At 73.3% G+C, this 19,182-nt stretch carries 13 protein-coding genes; 6 read left to right on the top strand and 7 right to left on the bottom strand.

Going from position 1 to position 19,182, the window contains the following annotated elements; translation table 11 throughout:
* Window positions 1-8: 8 nt before the first annotated feature.
* The 4 genes from AC3EN4_RS28120 to AC3EN4_RS28105 all read right to left on the bottom strand — a co-directional run bounded on the left by AC3EN4_RS28120 (window position 9) and on the right by AC3EN4_RS28105 (window position 9,257).
* Window positions 9-6,608 (bottom strand): condensation domain-containing protein, encoded by a 6,600-nt coding sequence (locus AC3EN4_RS28120; protein WP_435209170.1) that lies wholly within the window; start codon window positions 6,606-6,608, stop codon window positions 9-11.
* Window positions 6,605-7,408, bottom strand: a complete 804-nt coding sequence (locus AC3EN4_RS28115; RefSeq protein ID WP_435209169.1) for a thioesterase II family protein — start codon at window positions 7,406-7,408, stop codon at window positions 6,605-6,607. Before AC3EN4_RS28115 ends, AC3EN4_RS28120 begins: the two co-directional genes overlap by 4 nt.
* 185 nt (window positions 7,409-7,593) lie before the next feature.
* Window positions 7,594-8,409: a DUF7710 domain-containing protein gene (locus AC3EN4_RS28110; RefSeq protein WP_435209168.1), complete on the bottom strand. Its 816-nt coding sequence runs from the start codon at window positions 8,407-8,409 to the stop codon at window positions 7,594-7,596.
* 242 nt (window positions 8,410-8,651) lie between these two features.
* Window positions 8,652-9,257 (bottom strand): class I SAM-dependent DNA methyltransferase, encoded by a 606-nt coding sequence (locus tag AC3EN4_RS28105; RefSeq protein ID WP_435209166.1) that lies wholly within the window; start codon window positions 9,255-9,257, stop codon window positions 8,652-8,654.
* 124 nt (window positions 9,258-9,381) lie between these two features.
* On the opposite strand from AC3EN4_RS28105, the gene AC3EN4_RS28100 reads away from it, so the two are divergent.
* Window positions 9,382-9,999 (top strand): hypothetical protein, encoded by a 618-nt coding sequence (locus AC3EN4_RS28100; protein ID WP_435209164.1) that lies wholly within the window; start codon window positions 9,382-9,384, stop codon window positions 9,997-9,999.
* A 128-nt stretch (window positions 10,000-10,127) separates the two neighbouring features.
* The gene (locus AC3EN4_RS28095) at window positions 10,128-14,063 is read left to right on the top strand and encodes a ThuA domain-containing protein (RefSeq protein ID WP_435209162.1); all 3,936 of its coding nucleotides are present in this window, start codon (window positions 10,128-10,130) and stop codon (window positions 14,061-14,063) included.
* Window positions 14,064-14,112: 49 nt separating this feature from the next.
* On the opposite strand, the gene AC3EN4_RS28090 is transcribed toward AC3EN4_RS28095, so the two are convergent.
* Both AC3EN4_RS28090 and AC3EN4_RS28085 read right to left on the bottom strand, forming a co-directional pair.
* Window positions 14,113-14,529: a hypothetical protein gene (locus AC3EN4_RS28090; protein WP_435209160.1), complete on the bottom strand. Its 417-nt coding sequence runs from the start codon at window positions 14,527-14,529 to the stop codon at window positions 14,113-14,115.
* 40 nt (window positions 14,530-14,569) lie between these two features.
* Entirely contained in the window at window positions 14,570-15,022 is a 453-nt protein-coding gene (locus AC3EN4_RS28085) for a septum formation initiator (protein WP_435209158.1), read from the bottom strand.
* A 102-nt stretch (window positions 15,023-15,124) separates the two neighbouring features.
* On the opposite strand from AC3EN4_RS28085, the gene AC3EN4_RS28080 reads away from it, so the two are divergent.
* The 3 genes from AC3EN4_RS28080 to AC3EN4_RS28070 are packed head-to-tail and all read left to right on the top strand — an operon-like array spanning window position 15,125 to window position 17,686.
* On the top strand, window positions 15,125-15,820 hold the full coding sequence (locus AC3EN4_RS28080; protein WP_422735336.1) for a response regulator transcription factor: 696 nt from the start codon (window positions 15,125-15,127) through the stop codon (window positions 15,818-15,820).
* Window positions 15,817-17,103 carry a sensor histidine kinase gene (locus AC3EN4_RS28075; protein WP_435209156.1) on the top strand — a complete coding sequence of 429 codons (1,287 nt, stop codon included), beginning with the start codon at window positions 15,817-15,819 and terminating at the stop codon, window positions 17,101-17,103. The genes AC3EN4_RS28080 and AC3EN4_RS28075 overlap by 4 nt, the downstream gene beginning before the upstream one ends.
* A 28-nt stretch (window positions 17,104-17,131) precedes the next feature.
* Window positions 17,132-17,686, top strand: coding sequence for a DUF5872 domain-containing protein (locus tag AC3EN4_RS28070; RefSeq protein WP_435209154.1), 555 nt, complete (start codon window positions 17,132-17,134; stop codon window positions 17,684-17,686).
* Here the strand turns inward: AC3EN4_RS28070 and AC3EN4_RS28065 are convergent.
* On the bottom strand, window positions 17,670-18,578 hold the full coding sequence (locus tag AC3EN4_RS28065) for a LysR substrate-binding domain-containing protein (protein ID WP_435209152.1): 909 nt from the start codon (window positions 18,576-18,578) through the stop codon (window positions 17,670-17,672). The genes AC3EN4_RS28070 and AC3EN4_RS28065 overlap by 17 nt on opposite strands.
* 70 nt (window positions 18,579-18,648) lie before the next feature.
* Between AC3EN4_RS28065 and AC3EN4_RS28060 the strand changes: the two genes are divergently transcribed.
* The gene (locus tag AC3EN4_RS28060; RefSeq protein WP_488179859.1) at window positions 18,649-19,137 is read left to right on the top strand and encodes a GNAT family N-acetyltransferase; all 489 of its coding nucleotides are present in this window, start codon (window positions 18,649-18,651) and stop codon (window positions 19,135-19,137) included.
* Window positions 19,138-19,182: the final 45 nt, after the last annotated feature.

Here is a 19,182-nt window from a genome sequence, read left to right as displayed (position 1 = left end):
GTCTCCTCCTACTGCCGTGGCGGTTGCCCGGGGCGTCCGGCCAGGCGCAGCAGGCCGTGCCGGATGCCGTCGAGCAGGTTCTCAGCGGTCTCCGGCCGGAAGGCCGGAGTGGCGTAGCTCAGATCGACGCGCAGCTCGGGGCCGGTGAGCGACCCCGTCACGTCGAAGGGGAAGGGCCAGTGCCCGTCGGGGTCCTCGGTCGGGCCGAACGGCGCCGCGCAGACGTCGAGGAGGTGGTTGGCCGGGGCGACGTCGTCGAAGCCGTACCCGCCCATGTAGTTGACCGCCACCATCGGCGGCGCGGTGGCGGCCAGCCGGGCGCGCACGTCGTCGTCGGGGCAGAGGTGCCGCAGCAACGCGTACCCGATGCCGTTGTCCGGGACCCGGCCGAGCTGGCGGATCACCGAGCGGACCGAGCGGGTCGCGTCGGCGGTCGCGGGCAGCTCCAGGCGCAGCGGGTACAGCACCTGGAACCAGCCCGTGGTACGGCTGACGTCGACGTCGTCGAAGAGCGGTTCCCGACCGTGGCCGGTGGTGGCGATGGTCACCGCGCCGCCGGTCCGCCCCGCGACGGCGTCCACCACGGCCCACACCAGCAGGTCGCGGACGCTGGCGCGCAGCCGACGGGCGGCGGCGTGCAGTCCCCGGGTCGCGGCCTCGTCCAGGGTCACGGTGGCCAGGCCCAGGTCACCGAGGCGGAACGGCGCGGCGGTCGGCTCGTCGGCCAACCGGGACAGCACCCCCTCGTCGGCCTGCGCCAGCCAGAACGGCACCTGTTCGCGCAGTTCCGGCGAGCCCGCGTACCCGGCCAGTCGCCGCGCCCAGTCCCGGTACGACGTGGTCTTGGCGGGCAGGGCCGGCTCGACGCCGCGTTCGAGCTGGTCGCAGAGCGTCTCCAGGTCGGCCAGCAGGACGCCCCGGGAGACCGCGTCGACGACGAGATGATGGTTGACGAGCAGGAGCCGGTCGGGCAGCTCCGGGCCGAGCCGGAAGTGCGCCACCCGGGCCAGCGGGCCGGCCGTGAGGTCCAGGGCGGTCTGCGCCTCGGCGCAGTGGGCCTCGACCGCCGCCGCCCGCTCGTCGACAGCGAGCCCGGTCAGGTCGTGGCTGACGAACGGCACGGCGTCGGCCGGGTCGGCGTGGTGCTGACGCCAGCTCCCGTCCGCCTGCCGGGTCAGCCGCAGCCGCAGCGCGTCGTGCTGGGCCACCAGCCGGCGTACCGCCTCGCGGACCAGGTCGGTCGGGAGCGGCCGGGCCAGCTCGAGGTAGTAGGGGTGGTTGAACAGGGCGGGCCGACCCATGGTGGGGGCGATGACGTCGGTGAACCAGCGCTGCGCGCCGGTCAGCGGGGCGTCGCCGTGCACCTCGCCCTGCTCGGCCTGCGGCGACGCGGTCGCCTCCCCGAGGCTGGCGGCCAGCTCGGCCACCGTGGGGTGGCGGACGAGCTGTCGGGCAGTGATGTGGATGTCGGCCGCCGCACAGCGGGCCACGAGCTGCATCGCGAGCAGCGAGTCGCCGCCGGAGGCGAAGAAGTCGTCGGTGACGCCGAGCTGGTTGGTGCGCAGCAGCTCCGACCAGATCGCCACGAGCTGTCGTTCCCGCTCGGTGCGCGGCGCGGCGGCGGCCCGGTCGGCCGAGCGCCGGTACCCGTCGGTGACCGCGTCGCGTACCGCCGCCGCGTCAGCCAGCTCGGTGGCCACCTCGGCCAGCAGCGCGGCGGGAATCCGGTCGACGGGCGCGTCCCCGTCCACGGTGGTCCCGGCGTCCAGCGCCCAGAGACCGCGCAGCACCTCCACCGGCCCGACCCGCTCGTCGACGGGCAGCGCCGGGACGTCGGGCGGCGCGGGTACGGAGTCCGGATGCAGGAGCAGGGTGGCCGCGTCGGTGGCGGGAGTCGGGGCGTACCCGATGATCCCGGCGGTGACCAGCGCGGACAGCTCGGCGCGCTGCGGCGTCGTGGTGAGCACGACCTCGCGCCCGGCGCGGGCCTGGGCGGCGAGCAGCCGCGCCAGCTCGGCCTGCCGGTGCGCCGGCCCGGCCGGTACGACCAGCCGGCGCAGCGCGGGATGCCGGACCGCCCGCCGCACCAGCAGCGTCGCGGTGACCGCCGCCAGCTCCGGCGACCAGGCGTCGTCGGGCAGCTCCGGCACCCGGTAGCGCCGCGCCCACCCCTCGATCGCGACGACGTCGACGTCCGGCCGGGCCTGGGCCAGCCGCGCGGTCAGCTCCGCGAAGACCGCGTTCCACGGCGCCGTGCGGTACGGCGGCGACGGCGGGCAGACCGCGATCGTCAGCGCCGCCGCGCTGTGTGCCCGGTACACGTCCAGGGCCGCCAGCAGCTCGGCGTGAAAGTCGCGCAGCGCGACGATGCCCGCCGCGAGCGGACCGGGGGTGAGCCGGTCCTCCCAGCGCAGGACCAGCGCGTTGCTATCGCGCGGGCCGGTCGCCAGGCCGGCGGCCGGGTCGCGGAGCAGCCGCAGCAGCGCGCCGGGCGCGAGGTGTTCGAGGGTGTGCGGCAGGTGCAGCAGCCCGGTCCAGAAGCGGACGGTCTCCGCGAGCCGCGGCACCTCGACGGTGCCGCCGACCACCAGCCGGGGCGCGGGCGGCGTCGTGCGCCGGGACGCCGGCGCACGCCGACCCGCGCCGATCGGCGCGTCCGGTCGACGCACCCCGTCGTCGAGCACCCGGGCGAGCCCGGTGAGCAGCCGCACCATCCGCTCCGGGGTGAACAGGTCGGCCCGGTACGCCAGGTCGGCGTGCAGGTCGTCGCCCTGCCAGGTGACGCTGAGGAACAGGTCGAAGTCGACACCGGCGCTCGGCACCTCGACCGGCGTGGCGGTCAGCCCGGCGAACTCCGGCAGCTCGTCGGCGCCGTCGAGGACGTTCAGCACGCACTGGAACAGCGGGTGGTACGCGGCCTGCCGGGGCAGCCGCAGCGCCTCCACGATGGTCGCGAACGGCAACCCCTGGTGCCGGTACGCCTCCCGCGCCGTGCGATGGGCCCGGGTGACGAGCTGGCGGAACGTGGGCCGTCCCGCCGCGTCCATCCGCAGTGGCAGCAGGTCCGCGAAGCATCCGATCAGCGGGGCCAGCTCGGCGCGTTCCCGCCCGGCGGTGGGTGTGCCGAGCACCAGGTCGCCCTGCCCGCTCTCGACGTGCAGCAGGGCCGCGAAGCCGGCCAGCAGGACGGCGAACGGGGTGACCCCCTCGGCCCGGGCCAGCTCCCGCACGGCCGCGCCGAGCCCCGCGCCCAGCCGCTGGGCCTGGTAGCCGGCGACGTCCGAGGGCTCGTCGGGGCGGGGATGGTCGGTGGGCAGGTCCAGCAGCGGCGGCGCGTCGGCCAGCCGCTTGCGCCAGTACGCCAGGTGCGGCTCGACGGCGCTGGACGCCAGCCAGTCGCGCTGGTGGCGGGCGTAGTCGGTGAACTGCACGGGCAGTGGCGGCAGTGGCCGGTCGACGCCGGTGGCGTGGTGGGCGTACCGTGCGGCCAGCTCGTCGAGCAGGATGCTCCACGAGGTGTTGTCGCAGACGATGTGGTGCATTCCGATCAGCAGGTGCCAGCGCTGGTCGGGCAGCCGGAGCAGGCGGGCGCGCACCAGCGGCCCGGCCGCCAGGTCGTACCGGTGCGCGGCCAGCTCGGCGGCCGCCCGGCGCAGCGCCCGGGCCTGCTTCGCCGTCGGCAGCGCGGTCAGGTCCAGCGTCTCCAGCCACGGGTCGACGTGCGGGTGCAGCACCGGCTCGGGTTCGCCGTCGCGGCCCCGGAAGGTGGTCCGCAACACCTCGTGCCGGGCCAGCACGTCGTCGAACGCCCGGCGCAGCGAGGTCTTGTCGAGGTCGCCGCGCAGCTCGACGGCGGCAGTGGTGTTGTGCCGCACCACGTCGTCGTCGAGCTGGTCGAGCGCCCAGAGCCGGACCTGCGCCGAGGACGCCACCGCCGGCGTACCCGCCGGGGCGGGGGTGAGCGGGGCGAGCACGGTGGCGTCCGCATCGGCGTCCAGCACGGCGGCGAGCCCGGCCACGGTCGGGTTGGTGAACAGGGTGTAGAGCGACACCTCCCGACCGAACTCGGCCTGCACCTGCGAGAGCAGACCGGTGGCGAGCAGCGAGTGTCCACCGAGGCCGAAGAAGTCGCTCGTCACGCCGACCTGTTCGACACCGAGCGCGGCGGCCCAGAGACCGGAGAGCCGCTCCTCGGTGGGGGTGCGCGGCGCGACGATCTCGTCGTCTGCGGCGGTGCGGACCGGCGCCGGCCGGCTCCGCTCGGCGACCGCCGCGGCGGTGCTCAGCTCCTCGACGACGTACGCGGCCCGCTCGGACCCGATCGGCGTGCACAACTCACTCGGTCCGGCGCTTGTCACCGGCGGGTCCAGCGGCCAGACGTGGGCGAGCAGTCGCCGAAGGTCGTCCCACCCGGCGGGCACGGCCAGCGCCAGCACACCCGGGTGGTCGCCGCGCAGCGCCGCCACGGCCTGCGGGTCGGTGTCGAGGACCACCGTGGTGGCCGGTTCGGCGGCGGCGAGCGCTTCCGCCGTGTACGCCCGCACCTCGTGGCCGGGCAGCGCGGCGGCGAGCCGGTCGACCGGCAACCGCTCGGCGTCGACGAGCACGAGCCGGCGCGGCTGACCGGCGAGCCGCCGCAGCTCGCGCAGCACGATCGTGCCCAGCGCCGCGAAGTACTCAGCGGTGTACGGGACGTGGCCCAACTCGTCCGCGCCCTCGTCGTCCACCTCGCCGACCGGGTAGGCGCGGGCGTGGTCGGCCGCCCAGACGACGTGCACCCCCGGGGTACGCGCCGCCAGCGCGACCAGCCGGTCGTCGAGCCGGCCGTGTTCCTGGCCGGCGGCGCGCGGCGACGCGGGGCAGACCACCAGCAGCAGCGGGGCGTCGGTCCGCCGCCGGTACGCCGCCACCGCCGCGTCGAGGTCGTCCACCGCCGCGTCGAGAGCACCGGCGGTCTGGTCCTGCCGGCGCAGCCAGTCCTCCCACCGCAGCAGGCAGACCGTGGCGTCGACCGTCGGCCCGGCCAGCAGGTGGGCCACCAGCTGGCCGTACCCGACCAGCTCCACCGACGCGGGTACGCGCAGGAAACGCAGCCAGAACTCCACCGGGTCGCGCAGCGGGTCCACGGTGAAGGTGGCCGCCAGGGCGATCCGTTGCCGGCGCAGCCCGGGCACCGCCGACAGTGGGCGGTCCGGGTCGTCCACCAGGGCGCGCAGCAGCTCGGGCAACCGGCCCACGGTCGCGGCGATCGTCTCGTCGAGGTACAGGTCGGCGTTGAAGTCGACCGCGCCGTCGATCCGGTCCCCGTCCACGGTGAGGCTGACGAACAGGTCGAAGTCCGTCAGGCCGCTCTCCGCCGGCACCGGACGGAACGTCGCCCCGGCCGCCTGCCGCTGCCGTACGCCGCCGTCGGTCATGGTCGCCAACACCTGGAAGAGCGGGTTCACGCTCGGGTCGCGGACCGGGCGGACCTCCTCCACCACCCGCGCGTACGGGGCCTCCTGGTGGGCGTACGCCTCACTGACCGTCCGGTGCACCCGACGGACGAGGTCGCGCACGCTCGGGTCGCCGCCGGTGTCCACCCGCAGCACCAGCATGGTGGCGAAACAGCCGATCAGCGGTTCCAGGTCGGTGCTCGCCCGACCGGCGGCGGGCATCCCGAGCAGCAGGTCCTCCTGGCCGGTGGCCTGGCGCAGCAGGGCGGTCAGCCCGGCGAGGACCACCGCGTTGACGGTGGCCCCGGCGCGGCGGGCCAACCCGCCGAGGGCGTCGGTCAGCTCGGCGTCGATCGTGAACGGCAGGCTCCGGCCCCGGTGGGTCTGCACCGGCGGCCGGGGCCGGTCCGGTGGCAGTGTGGACCGGGCCGGCGCCGAGGCGAGCCGTTCCCGCCAGTGCGCCAGGTGACCCGCCAGTTCCCGTTCGGCCTCCGGCCGGCGGCGGGCGGCGACGTGCGTGACGAACCGGGTGGGCAGCGCGGGCAACCCCGCCGGGGCGTCCCCGGCGAACTCGCCGTACCAGCGCACCAGCTCGTCGACGAACACCCCCGCCGACCAGGCGTCGAAGACGATGTGGTGCGCGGTCACCAGCAGCAGGTGCTCGTCGTCCGCGAGGGTGACCAGCCGTGCCGCGAGCAGCGGCCCGCTGGTCAGGTCGAAGCGGAGCGCCGCGTGCGCCGCGATCTCCCGCTCGGCCGCCGCCGCCCGCTCCGACGCCGGTAGTCCGCTCAGGTCGAGCAGCGGCAGCGGCACCTCCAGCGCGTCCGACACCCGCTGGGTGACGGTGCCGTCGACGGTCGCGAACACGATCCGCAGCGCGTCGTGTCGGGCCACCACGGCGTTGACCGCGCGGTGCAGCGCCGCCACGTCGAGCGGACCGGTGATCCGCTCGGCGAAGGGCACGTTGTAGACCGGCGTGCCGGGCTCCAGCCGGTCCAGGAACCAGAGCTGCTCCTGCGTGAAGGAGAGCGGATAGCTGGCCGTGGGTGTCGGAGCGGTACGGGCCGGGCCGGCGTGGCCCTGGTTGCCACGGGCCTGGCGCAGTCGCAGGGCCAGCAGCTCCCGCTGCTCGGGGGTGAGGTCGGCGAGGTCCGGGTGCAGGTCCTGGGTCATCGGGTGGCCCCTTCGACGTACGCGCGGTCGGCGGCCGGCCCGCCGTCGAGCAGGCGGGACAGCGGGGGAGGCGTGTCGTGCAGGTAGAGATGACCGCCCGGCACGACGGTCAGCGAGAAACCGGCGGCGGTGCAGGCCGCCCAGCCGGCCACCTCGTCCGGGCTGACCAGGGGGTCGTCGGCGGCCGCCACCGCGTCCACGGGCAGCGGCAGCGGCGGCGCGGTCGCCGGCCGGTACGACGCCACCACGTTCAGGTCGGCCCGCACGGTGGGCAGGATCAGTTCCAGCAGGCCGGGATCGGCGAGCACCTCGTCCGGGATGCCGCCCAGATCGACCAACCAGCGGGTCAGCGCGGCGTCGTCGAGGCGGTGCGCCGTACCGAGCGGCGCGGCGTCGCGCGGTGGACGGGCCGCCGACACCACCAGCCGCTGCGGCGTCGGGCCACCCCGCGCGATCAGGCGGACCGCCACCTCGTACCCGATGAGGCCGCCCATGCTGTGCCCGAAGATCGCGAACGGCGTCGGCACCCGCGCGGCGATCGCGTCGACAAGCGGCGGTACCAGGTCGTCCATCGTGTGCAGGGGTTCCTCGGCCAGCCGACGCTCACGACCCGGCAACTGCGCGGTCCACACCTCCACGTCGTCGCCCAGCAGGGCGGCCCACGGCCGGTACGCGCCGCCGCCGGCCCCGGCGTACGGCAGGCACACGAGCCGCAGCCGGGCGGCCGGGCGGGACGCGACGCAGCTCAACCAGGCGGTGACGTCGGCGGTCGTCGGCGGTGTTACGGGTGGTGTCGCCATGCCCGCACACGCTAGGAACGGGCCTTGAGGGCGGTCTTAGCGTCGGCTGAGCGTTCCTACCGGTGTCCGCTGCACGAGGCGCGTGACCAGGCCACGTCGGCGCTCGCTGCCCACCTCAGCGGCCTGTCGGCCACCCGACGGGCCCGTCATGGCAGTGCGCTGATCGCGGCCGGGTTGACCGTCTCTCAGTCTCGCCGGCCGTCGGCCAGGTGAACATGACGCAACCCTGGACCGAACGCGACGACATGCTGCGCTGTGCCGTGGTGGGGTTTCGACGGCGTGAATCGGCCCTCGCTGACGGCGACGTCGTAGGCGCCCCCGAGCGCGTACTCAGCCAGGACTCCGGTCACCTGATGCTCGGCGGCCCAACCGAGCCCGGTCTCCAGACTGTCGAACACCCCGGAGGCGTATCGGGCACGGTCACCGTGGAAGATCCAGACGGTCGGCCTGAGCGGGCTGTGCCGATCACTCGTCGGCCTGCGGCGCAGGCCTTCTGGCGTGAACGAGAACGAGGCGGGGAACGCGTCCGACCGGTGCCGTACGGCGAGCACCACGGGCTCGATCCGTACGTCCCGCAACTCCCTCTCGGGTCCGGCGTCCGTCACCGCGTTCCACAGGTGAAAGCAGATCAGCCGTCGGTCAGGTTCGGCCGTGGTGTACGCCAGCGTCTTGGGATAGGAGCGATTGCGTCCACCGATCCACAGCGACGGTGGCCCGAACGTGTCGATGACGTCGGAGAGCGTGCGGTCCCGCGTCACCCAGTCGCCGATTGCGACGCTCAACTGCTGGAACTCTGCTTCTGACAGGGCTCGATCCAGTTCGAGCCAGCCGAGGCGGTGCGCGATCTCGGCGTAGACGGAAGCCGTGGCCTCCCGCAGAGCATCTGCCGGCAGAAGATGGCCGTAGGCGCCGGTGACACCCGTCGGGGTGAACGCGTCGCGTGCGCGGAGCTCATCAAGCTCCGTGTGCCACCGCTCCAGGCTCCCGTCCACGGCGGCCATCGCCTCCAGCAGAAGCCTCTCGGCCACCTCGTCCCCGGCGTACATGCCAGGGCGACGAAGCACCGAGTTCACCTGCTTCAGGTGGTGCTGACGAGCGTCACCGAGTAGGTCAGCGGGGTCTCGGAGGCCGGTCATCATCGCCGATCATGGCACACGCCAATCAGCTTCACCCCTGCGCGGAGCGGCCGTCGGACGATGAGCCGTCCGGCGCTGCCTGTCGCGGCGTGCCTCCACGCCCCGACTCAGTCGACGGCGGTGGCCGCGATGGCGAAGTGCGGCCGATGGACGCCACCGTCGGGGCGTTCCAGGCGCTCCACCTCGGTGAAGCCGGCCCTCGTCAGCCGCGCGGAGATCTCGTCGACCGGCCACCGGTACGCGGTGGTCACCTTGTGGTCGAAGGCGTCGACCTCGTCGCCGGAGAAGAGACCCAGCACCAACGTCCCGGACGGGGTCAGGGCCCGTCGGAATGTCGTCAGGACACCGTCGAGGCGCTCCGGCGGCAGGTGGATCAGCGAGTACCAGGCCAGGATGCCGGCGACGGTGTGGTCGGCCACGTCGAGGTCGTCCAGCGACCCGAGGCGGTAGCTGCCGCCGGGGTGGGTCGCCCGTGCGTGGGCGATGAACTCGGGCACGATGTCGACGCCGGTCGCGTCGGCGCCCAGCGATCGCAGGTGGTCGGTGAGGTGGCCGGGGCCGCAGCCCAGGTCGAGCACCGGCCCGGCCAGGCCCGTCAGGTGCCGCCCGACGAAGGCGAGGTCGTCGGGGTGCACCTGCTCGCGGGTGCCGAACAGTTCGATGTACAGATCCGCGACCGCGCCGTACGCCTGCCGCACCCGTTCCGTGCCCACCGCGCGACTATAGGAGATCACCGGGCTCAGGGTCGCTCGGTGGAAGACCTGAGCCGGAAACCGGGGCCGTACCGGGGCTCTGCCCGGAGTCCGGACACCTGTGGACGGCCGAATGATGGCGTTCATGAAACGCGCCGCATTCTTCGTGATCGCCGGGCCGGCCTGCATCGTGGGCTACGGGCTCGTACGCCTCTGGGGTAGGTCCGACGGGACGTACGGTCCCGGGTTCGACTGGCAGGCCGCCCACCTGGTCGGCCTCGCGGGCATGGTGTTCTTCGTGCCGGTGGTGCTGGCGCTGGCCGGCCTGCTGCGCCCCAGCCGGTGGCGTACGTCGGTCGTGGCCGTCACGCTGGTCGGGCTCGCCGCCACGATGGTGCAGTTCGGCGCGGACATCGTCGAGGGTCTGCTGGCCGCCGACCGGGCGGAGATGTCGGCGCTCGGCGCGGACTTCAAGGACCTGCCCAGCGTCGAGGTGGTGGTCTACGACGTCGTACCCCAGTTGTTCTTCCTCGGTCTGCTCGTCCTCGCGGGCATGCTCGCGGCCCGCCGGCTGCTGCCCTGGTGGAGCGTGGCCCTGCTGCTCGCCGGCATCGTCCTGCCGGTCGTCACGCTCGACCTGCTGCCGCTGGGCGGCCTCTGCATGCTCGTGGCGCTCGTGCCGACGCTGCCCGCCCTGCGCCGGGACGCGGCGCGGACCCACCCGGAAACCGTAATTGGATCTTCCTTGCTGGAGTCGCCCTGACCTGCCGAGATAACGCTCTCTCGAATAGTGCGCAAGTCCTTGACGAGGTGGTAATCGACCCGTAACGATGCATGCACCTCACCACCACCGGCGTGATCGGCGCACGTCGTCCGCGAAAGGACCTATCCGTGCGCAGATCCCCGAGAGCATGGCTCGGCGCTGTGTTGAGCGCGATCCTCGTGTTGGGCGGCGTCGTCGCCACGCCACCCGCTGCCAGCGCCGCCCCGTACACCGTCCTGGTCTTCAGCAAGACCGCCGGATTCCGGCACGGCTCCATCACGCCGGGCATCGCGGCGATCCAGCAGCTCGGCGCGGCCAACGGTTTCACCGTCGAGGCCACCGAGGACGCCGCCCAGTTCACCGACGCCAACCTCGCCCGGTTCGCGGCGGTGATCTGGCTGTCCACCACCGGCGACGTGCTCAACGCCGCCCAGCAGGCGAGCTTCGAGCGCTACATCACCGCCGGCGGCGGGTACGTGGGCGTGCACTCCGCCTCGGACACCGAGTACGACTGGCCGTGGTACGGCGGGCTTGTCGGCGCGTACTTCGCCTCGCATCCGGCCGAGCAGACCGCCACCGTGAAGGTCGCCGACCAGGTGCACCCGTCCACCAAGGGGTTGCCGCAGCGGTGGAGCCGCTTCGACGAGCTGTACAACTACCGCGCCAACCCCCGGGGCGCCGTGCACGTGCTGGCCACCCTCGACGAGAGCACCTACACCGGCGGCAGCATGGGGTACGACCACCCGATCTCCTGGTGCCAGAACTACTCCGGTGGCCGGGCCTGGTACACCGGCCTCGGTCACACCGACGCCTCGTACGCCGACGCGGCCTTCCGTCAGCATCTGCTCGGCGGCATCCAGACCGCGGCCGGGGCGGTGACCGCGGACTGCGGCCCGACGGTCACCAGCAACTTCCAGCAGGTGGAGCTGGCCAAGGGCGCGGCCGAGACCGGCGAGCCGATGAGCCTCACCGTGCTGCCCGACCGGGGTGTGCTGCACACCTCCCGCAACGGCGTCATCCGGCACACCGACGCCGCCGGCAACACCAAGGTGGCCGGCACCCTCGCCGTCTACACCGGCGACGAGGAAGGGCTACAGGGCATCAAGGCCGACCCCAACTTCGCCACCAACCGCTGGGTGTACGCGTACTACGCGCCCCCGTTGAGCACGCCCGGCGGCGGCGCACCGGCCACCGGCACGGCTGCCGACTTCGCCGTCTGGGACGGGGTCAACCGGCTGTCCCGCTTCACCGTGAACGCCGACAACACCATCAACATGGCCAGCGAGACGCTGATCCTCAACGTGCCCACCAGCCGGGGCATGTGCTGCCACGTCGGCGGCGACATGGACTTCGACGCGGCCGGCAACCTCTACCTGTCCACCGGGGATGACACCAACCCGTTCGACTCGGCCGGCTTCACCCCGATCGACGAGCGGTCCGGCCGCAACCCGGCCTTCGACGCGCAGCGCACCTCGGCGAACAGCAACGACCTGCGCGGCAAGGTGCTGCGCATCAAGCCGAGCGCGGCGGGCGGCTACACCATCCCGGCCGGCAACATGTTCGCCCCGGGTACGGCCCGGACGCGTCCGGAGATCTACGCCATGGGCTTCCGTAACCCGTTCCGGATGAGCGTGGACAAGGCCACCGGCATCGTCTACCTCGGTGACTACGGCCCCGACGCGGGCACCGCCGACCCGAACCGGGGGCCGGCGGGCAACGTCGAGTTCGCCCGGATCGACCGGCCGGGCTTCTACGGCTGGCCGTACTGCACCGCCCGCAACGACGCCTACAACGACTACACCTTCCCGTCCGGGCCGTCCGGGCCGAAGTTCAACTGCGCCGGCGGGCCCGTCAACGACTCGCCCAACAACACCGGCATCACCCAACTCCCGCCGGCCATCCCGGCCTGGCTGCCGTACGGCGGCTCCGGCTCGCCGCCCGAGTTCACCGGCGGCGGCCTGTCACCGATGGCCGGCCCGGTCTACCGGTACGACCCGAACAACACCTCGCCCGTGGCGTTCCCGCAGTACTACGACGGCACCTTCTTCGCCGGCGAGTTCGGCCGCCGCTGGATCAAGAACGTCAAGCTCGACTCCACCGGTCAGCCGTTGAAGATCAACCCGTTCCCGTGGACCGGCACCCAGGTCATGGACATGGAGTTCGGCCCGGACGGCGCCCTCTACGTGCTCGACTACGGCACCGGCTGGTTCAACGGCGACGCCAACTCGGCGCTCTACCGCATCGAGTACGCCCGCGGCGGCCGGGCGCCCGTCCCGAAGGTCACCGCCACTCCGACCAGCGGCACCGCGCCGTTGACCGTGGCGTTCTCCTCGGCCGGCACCCTCGACCCGGACGGCGACCCGTTCACCTACGCCTGGGACTTCGACAACAACGGCACCACCGACTCGACCGCCGCGAACCCGAGCTACACGTACACCACCAACGGCACTCGCAGCCCGACGCTGACCGTGCGGGACACCACCGGCAAGACCGCCACCGCGAGCGTGGTCGTCACCGTCGGCAACAGCGCGCCGGTGGTCACCGTGAACACCCCGTTGAACGGGCAGACCTTCACCTTCGGGGACGCGATCCCGTTCTCCGTCACGGTCACCGACGCCCAGGACGGCACCGTCAACTGCGCCCGGGTGAAGGTGAACTACGTCCTCGGGCACGACTCGCACGGCCACCAGCTCGGCAGCGCGCAGGGCTGCACCGGGGTCATCCAGACCTCGGCCGACGGCGAGCACGACAGCGCGGCGAACATCTTCGGCATCATCGACGCCGAGTACACCGACCTGGGCGGGGGCGGCCAGCCGGCGCTGACCACGCACACCCAGGCGGTGCTGCAACCCCGCGTCCGTCAGGCCGAGCACTTCGGTGACTCGTCCGGCGTGCAGATCGTCGCCGGAGCCGCCGGGCACGGCGGGGCAGCGGTGGGCTACATCGACAACAACGACTGGATCTCGTTCCGCCCGTACAACCTGACCGGCATCCAGTCGTTCAGCGCCCGGGTCGGCGCGCCGGCCGGCGGCGGCGGGACGCTGGAGCTGCGCGTCGACTCACCCACCGGACCGCTGGTGGGCTCGGCGACGGTCACCTCCACCGGTGGGTACGCGAACTTCGCCACGGTCACCGGCGGCGTGACCGCGCCGACCGGCACCCGGACGCTGTACCTGGTCTTCAAGGGCACCGGGCCGTGGTTCGACATCGACGAGTTCACCCTCTCCACCAGCCCCGGCGGGCCCGGCCCGGACCCGGATCCGGATCCCGGCACGGGCACCAACCTGGCCAAGGGCAAGCCGGCACGAGCCTCCAGCTACGAGGGCGCCTTTGTCGCGGCCAACGCCTTCGACGGGGTGGCCGGCACCCGTTGGGGCAGCGCCTTCGGCGATCCGCAGTGGATCGACGTGGACCTCGGCGCGACGTACGCCCTCAGCCGGGTCAAGCTGACCTGGGAGGCCGCGTACGGCAGCGCGTATCAGATCCAGACCTCGACCGACGGCGTCACCTTCACCACGGTTCGCACCGTGACCGGCGGCGACGGCGGGGTGGACGACCTGACCGGGCTCACCGGCTCCGGCCGGTACGTCCGGCTCCTCGGTACCGCCCGGGGCACGGCCTGGGGCTACTCGCTCTACGAGTTCGAGGTGTACGGCGGCACCGGCACCCCGACCGGCGGCAACCTGCTGCTGAACAAGCCGACGACGACCTCCAGCACCGAGGGGGCCGACGTGGGCGGCGCCCAGGCCGTCGACGGCAACCTCGCCACCCGCTGGTCGAGCGCGTTCTCCGACCCGCAGTGGATCCGCGTCGACCTGGGCACCCCGACCGCGATCGGCCGGGTCAAACTCGCCTGGGAGACCGCCTACAGCAGCGCCTACCAGATCCAGACCTCCAACGACGGCACCACCTGGACCACCGTGAAGACGGTGACCGGCGCCGACGGTGGCGTGGACGAGCACAGCGGTCTCGGCGCGAACGGCCGCTACCTGCGCATCTACGGCACGGCCCGGGGGACCGGCTACGGCCATTCGCTCTGGGAGGTCGAGGCGTACACGAGCTGAACCACCACCACGACGTGGCCGGCGCGGTTTTCCGTGCCGGCCACGTCCGTCAGCGGCTGGGGGTCGGCGTCGGCTTCTGCTTCACGAACGCCCACGGGGGCTCGCCGTACACCTTGGTGCAGGCCGCGAGGAGCCCCTGCTGAGCGTCGGCGAGGCGGCGGTAGGCAGGCCCCTTGTCGACGGCGGGATCGTCCTGTACCCAGAGGTCGCCGGCTTCCTTGGCGGCCACTGCGAGCTGCTTGCCGGCTTCCTGGATGCCGGGGTCGGTGGCCGACACCGCTCGGGTGGCAGTGCCCATGTCGTCGACGGGCGAGGGTTCCTTGCGCGCCATCGAGCCGACCAGGCGGGCGCAGGCAGAGGTGGCGTACCCGTCCGAGGGCGCGGTGGGGCTGTTGGCGGGGGCGGGCGTCGCGGCGGGGGAGCAGCCCGCCAGCAGGAGAGAGGCGACAACGAGGGTACGGATCACCGCAGCAGACTAGCGATCTTGCGGCAGCACCACGAGCGGGTTAGTCGTCGGCGACGGCCACCGGTTCGGTGCCGATGCAGCGCACCTTCAACTCGTGCTTACCGGCCGAACCCTCGAAGGTGACCTCGACGTCGTCGTCCGGGCCCCGGTCCACCTCGCGCACCCGGTAGCCCTGCGCGGGCGCCCACGACACGAGGCGTACCCCGTCGGGGCCGCACTCGGCCACGGCCGTGCCGCCGCCGGTGGCGAAACTGCGACGGACCCCGGCGCTCGCGCTCGGCGCGGCGCTCGCCGTGGACGGCCCGCCCGTGGTGCCACCGGGCGTCGGCTCCGGGGCGGCGAGCGCCCGTTCGATCTCGGCCTCGCTGCGCACCCCGCCCGGGGTGCCGGTGATGCTCTCGCCCACCAGCCGGATCGCGCCCAACCCGATCAGGGTCGCCACGGCGACGGTGGTCACCCACCCGACGGCGACGAGGACCGAACGACGGCTCATGCCACCGACTATCCCCGATCCACGGTTGTCGTCGGCATATCCGGAGGCTAAGGCACGGTTAAGGCACGTCACGCCGGCATCGGCACCGGCTAGCCTGCCTGCGTGGCCCGCCTGCTGCTCATCGAGGACGACCTGACCATCCGTACCCCGCTGCTGCGGGCGTTGCGGGAACGCGGCCACGCGGTGGCCGCGGCCTCGACCGCGATGGCGGGCCTGCGGGACGCGCTGGACGATCGGCCCGACCTGGTGGTGCTCGACCTGGGCCTGCCCGACCTGGACGGACGCGAGCTGCTGCGGATGCTGCGCGCGGTCAGCTCGGTGCCGGTCATCGTGGCGACCGCCCGGGACGACGAGGCGGAGATCGTCCGGGTCCTCGACGCGGGCGCCGACGACTACGTGGTCAAGCCGTTCACCGCCGCGCAGCTCGACGCCCGGGCCCGCGCGGTGCTGCGCAGAGGCCCCGCCGGGCCGGACGCGCAGGAGGTGTCCCTCGTGGTGGGTGGCCTGCGGGTCGACCCCCGGTCCCGGCAGGTCACCCTGGACGGCACGCTGGTGGAGCTGACGCCGCGCGAGTTCGACCTGCTGCACCACCTGGCCGGCCGGCCCGGTCAGGTGGTCACCAAACGCGAGTTGCTCACCGAGGTCTGGCAGATCCCGTACGGCGGGGCCGACAAGACCGTCGACGTGCACCTGTCCTGGCTGCGCCGCAAGTTGGGGGAGACCGCCCAGCAACCGCGCTACCTGCATACCGTGCGCGGCGTCGGCGTACGCCTCGAAGCGCCCCCGGCCCGCCCGTGAGGGCGCGACTGGCGCTGCTGGTCGCCGCGGTCAGCGTCCTCACGCTTGTCGCGTTCCTGGTGCCGTTGGCCCTGCTCGTGCGTACCGTCGCCCAGGACCGGGCGACGGTACGGGCCACCGCCGACGCGCAGAGCCTCGTGCCGGTGGTCGGCACCGCCGACGCGCCCACCATCCGGCTCACCGTCGAGCAGCTCGCGGCCGAGTCCGGCCGACCGGTCAGCGTCTTCCTGCCCGACGGCACGGTGCTCGGCGCCCAGGCGCCCCGTACGCCCGCGGTGGCCCTGGCCGCGCGCGGGCAGAGCCTCACCGGGGAGTCGGCGGCCGGCCGGGAGGTGGTCATCGCCGTGCAGGGCCGGGCGGACGGCACCGGCGTGATCCGGATCGTGGTGCCCCGGCAGGAGCTGACCGCCGGGGTGACCCGCGCCTGGCTGGTGCTGGCGCTGCTCGGTGTGGTGCTGGTGCTGATCGGGCTGGCGGTCGCCGACCGGCTGGCGCGCACGTTGGTACGGCCGATCAGCGACCTCTCCGTCGTGTCGCACCGGCTGGCGAACGCCGAACTGGACGCCCGGGTGGTACCCGCCGGCCCGGCCGAGCTGCGCGAGGTCGCCGGGGCGCTCAACCACCTGGCCGGCCGGATCCAGGTCCTCCTGCGCCAGGAGCGCGAGCAGGTCGCCGACCTGTCCCACCGGCTGCGCACGCCCCTCACGGCGCTGCGGTTGGAGGCGGAGTCGCTGCGCGACCCGGACGACGCGGCCCGGATCGCGGCCGCCGCCGACGGGCTCGAACGGGCGGTCACCGGGCTCATCCAGCAGGCCCGCTGGCGTCATGCTCCCGCGCCGGGCACGGTCGCGTCCGACGCCGCGGCGATCGTCGCCGACCGGGTAGCGTTCTGGTCGGTGCTCGCCGAGGACACCGGCCGGGCCGTCCACCTCGACCTGGCCCCCGGCCCGTTGACCGTCGGGGTGGCCGCCGATGACCTGAGCGCCGCCGTGGACGCCCTGCTCGGCAACGTCTTCGCGCACACCCCCGACGGCACGCCGTTCACCGTCCGGCTCGTGTCCGACGCCGGGGAGGTGCTGCTCACCGTCGCCGACGAGGGCCCGGGGATGCCGCCGGGCGCCGTCCAGCGGGGCGCCAGCGCGGCCGGCTCCACCGGGCTGGGGCTGGACATCGCCCGCCGCGCCGCCCAGGCCGGTGGCGGTCGGCTGGAGCTGCGCTCCGGCCCGAAAGGTGGGGCGCAGGTGGTGCTGCGGCTCGGCCCGCCGCCGCAGCGCGAGGCATAGCCGCTGCGCTGCCGGGTAGCTGCCAACCATGGCGCGGTATACGAAACCCGAGCTCAGAGAGCAGATCAAGGAAGAGATCAAGGCGTCCGACAAGGGCGGGAAGCCCGGTCAGTGGTCGGCACGCAAGTCACAGCTGGTGACGCAGGAGTACAAGCGGCGCGGCGGCGGATTCCTGGGCGAAAAGGACGAGCGGCAGAAGGCGTTGCAGCGCTGGGGCAACGAGAAGTGGCAGACGAAGGAGGGCGACACGCGCGCCCGCAAGGACGGCACGACGAGCCGTTACCTGCCCAAGAAGGCCTGGGACGAGATGTCCGAGAGCCAGAAGCGCGCGACCGACACCAAGAAGCGGGAGGCGTCCCGCATCGGCCGGCAGTACGTCGCCAACACCGGCCCGGCGAAGAAGGCACGACGTGACGCCACCACCGCCGGCCGGATGTCGGAGATGTCGGTGGCCGAGGCCAGCAAACTCGTCCGTGGCCTGGACACGCGACAGCTCCGGACCGCCCTGCGCAACGAGCACGCCGGCAAGGACCGCAAGACCCTCGTCCAGCGCCTCGAGGCGGAACTCAACCGGCGCGGCTAGTGGCAGACAGGTCGGGGAGCCCGCCTGCGGTCCCGAAGCTCGTCGAGGTGACCCGGTCGTCGTCCCGGCGACGCAGGATCCGCATCTCGGTGGTGGCCTCGGTGCCGGTCAACGGCAGCACCGCCACCGGAGGGGGCGCCACGGCGGTGATGCTCGCCGGTGCGATCGTCACTCCGAGGCCGGCCGCGACCAGGTGCGCCAGAGTGGTCCAGCTGCCGGCGTCCTGGACGATCCGCGGTGTGTAGCCGGCGTCCAGGCACGGCCGGAGATTGCGCTGGTAGGCCCGCTCGCCGGCCACCCGGGGGAAGAAGACGAACGGGTCGTCCCGCAGCGCCTCGGCGTCGATCGCGCGGTCTCGGGCGTGTGGGTGGTCGGCCGGCAGGACGGCGACAAAGGACTCGGTGGCGAACGTGACGCCGACCAGGTCGTCGTGGTCGTCCGGGTCCCGAACCACGCCGAGATCGACCTCGCCGTTCAACAGCCGCTCGACGATGATCGCCGTGTACGCCTCGTGCAGGCGTAGGTGGACGGCCGGGTGGCGTTCACGGAAACGACGGATCGGCCCGGCCAGCCCGAGCTGGATCGCCGAACTGACGAAGCCGATGTCGAAGCGTCCCTGCTCCCCGCGCCCGATGCGGCTCGCCTCGTGCACGTCGTCGGCCACGGCGGCCAGCACCCGCCGGCACCGGACGAGATACGCCTCGCCGGCGGGCGTCAGCGCCACCGACCGGGAGGTGCGCACGAACAGCGGCGTACCGATCATCGCCTCGAGCTGGCGGATCTGCTGCGACAGCGGCGGCTGGGCCATCCGCAGCCGTACCGCGGCCCGGCCGAAGTGCAGCTCCTCCGCGACCGCGACGAAGTACCGCAGGTGGCGCAACTCGGGATCCATACGTCGAGGATACGAATCCCTCCGAACAAGATATTGGACGTTCGAATGGCGGCGACCGGAGAATCGGCTCATGAAGCCGAGCACGCTGACCGTCGCGTCGATGACCACCGCCGACGAGGCCGCGGCCTTCCGGACGCTCAACGAGGAGTGGATCTCCCGCTTCTTCACCATCGAGGAGTCGGACCGCAAGACGCTCGGTGACCCGTTCGCCGCCATCGTCGAACCGGGCGGCGACGTGCTCGTGCTCCGCGACGGCGGGCAGATCGTCGGCTGTGTCGCGCTGATGCACAGCTCGGCGGGCGTCTTCGAGTTGTCGAAGATGGCGGTGACGCCGGCGGCGCGCGGCAGGGGTCTCGGCCGCCAACTCATCGAGGCGGCGATCGCACGCGCCCGCCAGCTGGGCGCGACCACCCTGTTCCTCGTCAGCAGCACCAAGCTCCCGAACGCCGTGCACCTCTACGAGACGGCCGGCTTCCAGCACGTCGGAGCGGACGAGATCCCGCTGTCGCCGTACGCCCGCGCCGACGTCTTCATGCGGATGACGCTCCCGCCGGCTTAACCCGGCCTTAGCGTTCGGACAGCGCACTGCTATCGGAGTTCAGCC

This window comes from Micromonospora sp. bgisy143, from assembly GCF_057708145.1.
The sequence above is the reverse complement of the archived record's forward strand: the minus strand, read 5'-3'. Positions and strand labels throughout refer to the sequence as shown.